Origin of the sequence: Aldersonia sp. NBC_00410 (assembly GCF_026342035.1) — a bacterium.
GTDB lineage: Bacteria > Actinomycetota > Actinomycetes > Mycobacteriales > Mycobacteriaceae > Aldersonia.
Map to the genome: position 1 here is coordinate 125764 of NZ_JAPENM010000007.1, position 4624 is coordinate 130387.

Annotated in this window: 3 protein-coding genes; all 3 read right to left on the bottom strand. The window is 68.6% G+C overall.

Annotation, left to right across the window (positions count from 1 at the left end; translation table 11 throughout):
- Positions 1–26: 26 nt before the first annotated feature.
- Complete coding sequence (eutC, locus tag OG921_RS17385; protein WP_266113744.1) at positions 27–824, bottom strand: ethanolamine ammonia-lyase subunit EutC; 798 nt, start codon at positions 822–824, stop codon at positions 27–29.
- Positions 821–2230, bottom strand: a complete 1410-nt coding sequence (locus OG921_RS17390) for an ethanolamine ammonia-lyase subunit EutB (RefSeq protein ID WP_266113745.1) — start codon at positions 2228–2230, stop codon at positions 821–823. The genes eutC and OG921_RS17390 overlap by 4 nt, the downstream gene beginning before the upstream one ends.
- Before the next feature lie 68 nt (positions 2231–2298).
- Positions 2299–4038, bottom strand: a complete 1740-nt coding sequence (locus tag OG921_RS17395) for a sodium:proton antiporter (RefSeq protein WP_266113746.1) — start codon at positions 4036–4038, stop codon at positions 2299–2301.
- Positions 4039–4624: the final 586 nt, after the last annotated feature.

A 4624-nucleotide genomic window follows, 5' to 3' on the forward strand; every position in this document is an offset into this window, starting at 1 on the left:
GTCCGTTCGTCGGGTAGCGGCTGTCGTCAGGGCTCGATCTCGACCGTGACCGCGGTCGATGCGACGAGATCGTCGCCGGAGGTGTCCTTCAAGGCCACGCCCGAGCGGCCGAGCTGTCGTGCGCCTGCCACCAGCGCTGCGGCGGTCCGCGCCGCGCGCTCGTAGGAAAGCCCGTCGGGCGGGTGGATGTTCGAGATGCAGTTCCGATCGGCATCCGTGCGACCCGGCCGCGGCAGGTGCGTGAGATAGATGCCGAGGCTGTCGGCCACCGACAGGCCGGGGCGTTCGCCGATCACCACGATGATGGTCTGCACGCCCAGCGCTTCGCCGAGGTGGTCGCCGAGCGCCACTCGGGCCTGTGTCGCGATGACCGGTGGGGCGATTCGAAGGTGCCCGAGTTCGGCGACAAGCGCCGTGAGCATGCCCACGCCGTGCTCGCTCAGCGCCCGCGGGGAGAGGCCGTCGGCGAGCACGAATCCCAACTCTGCTGTGCTCGTGGGGATGTCGGTGAATTCACCGGGCAACCGGCCCAGGTCCGGCCGTTTGAGGTACTCGGCTCGGTCCGCGGCGCGACTGGTCACCGCGATCGGCGCGCCGAGACCGACCGCGGCCACCTGCGCGGCGAATGCGTCGACGTCGAGCGGTTCGTGCACCGCGTCCCGGGCCGCCGCGTGTGCGGCCTGGAATTCCAACACCGCGCTGGTCGAGAGGGCACTGCCGGCGCGGCCAAGGCCGATGCGCGCCTGGGTGGCTGCGCGCAGCGGTGCCCAGACGTCCCGGACGGCCCCGACGTCTTCGACTTCCCCGGCGGCACCGTCGCTCACCGGGTATCCGCCAATGCCAGCAGCGGCGAGGCCGCCGCATCGATCGGCCGGATACGGCCGGCGTCGTCGGCCATGCCGAGTCGCTGTAGCCATGTTTCGAATTCGGGCGCGGTACGCAGCCCGAGCACCTGGCGCACGTAGAGCGCGTCGTGGAACGACAGACTCTGGTAGCCGAGCATGATGTCGTCCGCGCCCGGCACCGCGATGACGTACGCGGCACCTGCGACGCCGAGCAGCGTGAGCAGGGTGTCCATGTCGTTCTGGTCGGCCTCCGCGTGATTGGTGTAGCAGACGTCCACACCCATCGGCAGCCCGAGCAGCTTGCCGCAGAAGTGGTCCTCGAGACCGGCGCGGATGATCTGCTTCCCGTCGTAGAGGTATTCCGGCCCGATGAACCCGACGACGGTGTTGATCAACAGCGGAGCCAGCTCCCTGGCGATCGCGTAGGCGCGGGTCTCCAGCGTCTGCTGGTCCACCGGCTTGCCACCGGTGCCGAGGTGCGCACCCGCCGAAAGCGCTGAGCCCTGGCCGGTTTCGAAGTACATGACGTTGTTGCCGACGGTGCCGCGCTGCTGCTCCCGGCCGGCCGCATCGGCCTCGCGCAGCAACGGCACCGTGACGCCGAAGCTCGTGTTCGCGCCCTCGGTGCCGGCGATCGACTGAAACACCAGATCGACCGGCACGCCTTTCTCGATCAGCTCCATCGTGGTCGTCACATGGGCGAGCACGCACGACTGCATGGGAATCTCGTAGCGCTGCCGAATATCGTCGAGCAGGTGTAGCAGATCGGCCGTCGCGCGCGGCGAATCGCTCGCGGGATTGATCCCGACTACGGCGTCGCCACAGCCGAGCAGCAGTCCGTCGAGGGTGGCCGCGGCGATACCGCGCGGATCGTCGGTCGGGTGGTTGGGCTGCAACCGCGTGGCGATCCGGCCGGGCAGGCCGATCGTGGTGCGGAAGGCCGAAGTCACGGTGACCGCCCGGGCGACCGCGATGAGGTCCTGGTTGCGCATCAGCTTCGACACCGCGGCAACCATTTCCGGCGTGAGGCCGGGTGCGGTCGCGGCGAACGTCGCGGCCGCGTCGTCGGCGGCGGCCGTCTCCAGCAGCCAGTCCCGCAGACCGCCGACGGTGAGGTGCGCGATCGGGGCGAACGCCTGCTTGTCATGGCGGTCGATGATCAATCGGGTGACTTCGTCGATCTCGTACGGCACGAGCAGCTCTTCGAGGAATACCGCGAGCGGCAGGTCGGCGAGGACCCAGGCGGCGGCCGCACGCTCGATGTCCGACTCGGCCGCGCAGCCGGCCAGTTCATCGCCCGAACGCAGCGGCGTCGCCTTCGCCATGACCTCGACGAGTCCGTCGAATGCATAAGTGCGACCGGCGATCTGCTGGTGAAGCTTCACTTCGGCTCCTCCTCGGCACGTTAGGTCGCAGCCGCACAGCACGATGTGGCTGACCATCAGAACGTAGCTCAATCCGGGGTCGCGGCGTTGCGGATCTCGATCCCGACCTCTTGGGCGTCGAGGATGCGCAACGCGTTGTCGAGCGCCGCGGAACTGTAGGCGCCGAGGTCGCGGATCTCGAGCAGCGCCTCCCGTTGCGCGGCGAGGAGTTCGACCATCAGATCGCTCATCTCGCCCGGCGCGCCGGGGTCGATCTCATCGTCGTCCTTGCGCGCGACCGCCCGATCAGCCAGGGCGCGAACGCCTTCCGCGTACGGATCTCCGTCCGGCCGGCGCAACTCCGGATCTGCGAGCCGGTTCCGTGCGGCCGCTTCCAGCGCGGCGCGCAATTCCCGGTGCTCGCTACCGGCGTCGGTCGCTCGCCCGGTGAGTCCGAGCAGGCGGACGAGCCGCATCAGCGTGCCGCCCTGGACCAGCAGCGTTCCCCCGGCGACCACGAACGCGACAAGCACGATCGTCGAACGCTGCGGCGTGTCCTCCGGAAGTGATTGCGCCGCAGCTAACGTCACTGCCCCACGCATGCCCGCCCAGACCAGAACCGCACCCTCGCGCCAGCCGATGGCCTCGGCGGTGAGGTAATCGATGTCGGAGATCCGCTGCGTCGTTCGCTTGGAGGCACGCCGCATCCGCTCGGCATAGGCCCGAGCGCTCCTGCCTCGGGAGGGCTCCGTGCCCGGTCCGCGCCGCGACGGAACCCGACCCTGGTCCAGCGTGTCGCGAAACTCCTCGAGCCGTTCGCGCACCCGCGGGCCGCGCTTTGCCCGTCGCGCCAGCCCCCACACCGAGACCGCTACGAACGCGGTTCGAATCGCGATCACGACCAGCGCCGCGACGGCGCCGAACACGGCGGCGTCGACCAGGCTCCCGTGTTCGTCGCGCACGTCCTCGACGAGCCCGGAGAGCTCGAGTCCCATGAGCAGGAACACGCCGCTTTCCAGGAGCAACTCGATCGTCTGCCAGACGGCCCGCTCGTTCAACCGGTCGGCGGCCCGCAGATGCCGCGGCGCACCGTGCCCGCTGACCAGGCCGGCCGTCACCGCGGCGACCAACCCGGAGGCACCGAGATGCTCGGCGGGCAGGAACGCGACGAACGGCACGACGAACGAGATCGCCACGCCGGCGGTGGCCTGCGCCACGACGCGCCGGACGAACAGATTCAGATGTCCGACCACGAATCCGATCACCACCGCGAGGAGCACGGCGTAGACGAAATCACCGGCCACCCCCCACAGCGACACGGCGCCCGCCGTGGCAGCGACCGCCGACCGCAGCAACACGAGCGCGGACGCATCGTTGAGCATGCTCTCGCCCTCGAGCATGGTGACCAGGCGCGGTGATACGCCCGCCTTGCGCACGACCGAGGTTGCGACCGCGTCGGTCGGGCTGACGATCGCACCGAGTGCGATCCCGGTGGCCAAGCCGATGCCTGGGATCAGCGCCGCCATGACCGCACCGACGACCACCGCAGACACCACAACGAGCACCACGGACAGGCTGGAGATGGTGCTGAAGTCCCGGCGGAAGTCCATCGTCGGCACGTTGACCGCCGCCGAGTACAGCAGCGGCGGAAGAATCCCGGCAAGGACCCATTCGGACTCGATCTCGATGGCGGGCACGAACGGCAGGAAACTGATCGCCACGCCGACCAGGACGAGCAGCAGGGGCGCCGCGACTCCGACCCGAGGCGCCAGCGTCGTGACGACAACGATGATCAGGACGGCCAACGTGCCGATGACGGTGTAATCCATGAGCTCTCCCCGGTGCCGGGCGATCGAGGTGGCGCATTCCCAATGCACCGTACGATCTCGGGCTGTGTGGCGGTCGGAAGTTACGCCTCGTTCGTCCGGTGTCCGCCACCGTGCGGGAAGACGCCGTTCGCGTCGTGCTATACGCGGTCATCGGTGCGCAGCCGCTCGATGACCAGGGCGTTGCCCTTGGGGGACACCGCCCGGGCAGTGACGCGCGCTGATCAGCGCGCTGGTGATGGGCCGGGATTGTCCGAGCGTCGGCAGCAGCGGGTCGTGGCGGTTCACAAGGCTCTGCCGCGGCAGCTGGTGGAGATCCTCCCGCGGCCAGGTGCTGGAGTTGTTCTCTACGGTTTCGGCTCGGACAACGCTCGATCACTTCACCTGCGACACCGAAACGTAACAAAATGCGTCTATTTGACATAAACATCTCGTACATAGGACAGGTCGAGTGTCCAACTTTTGCTTGACTGTGATCCGACGGTTATGCAAACGTTTCCTTCTCTGCCCAGCTTGCAGGCGCGATTGGGGAGGTCGGCCTCGTCTGCCAGCGGGTAGAGGCCGCGACGAGTGAAGACAGCGAAGGCTC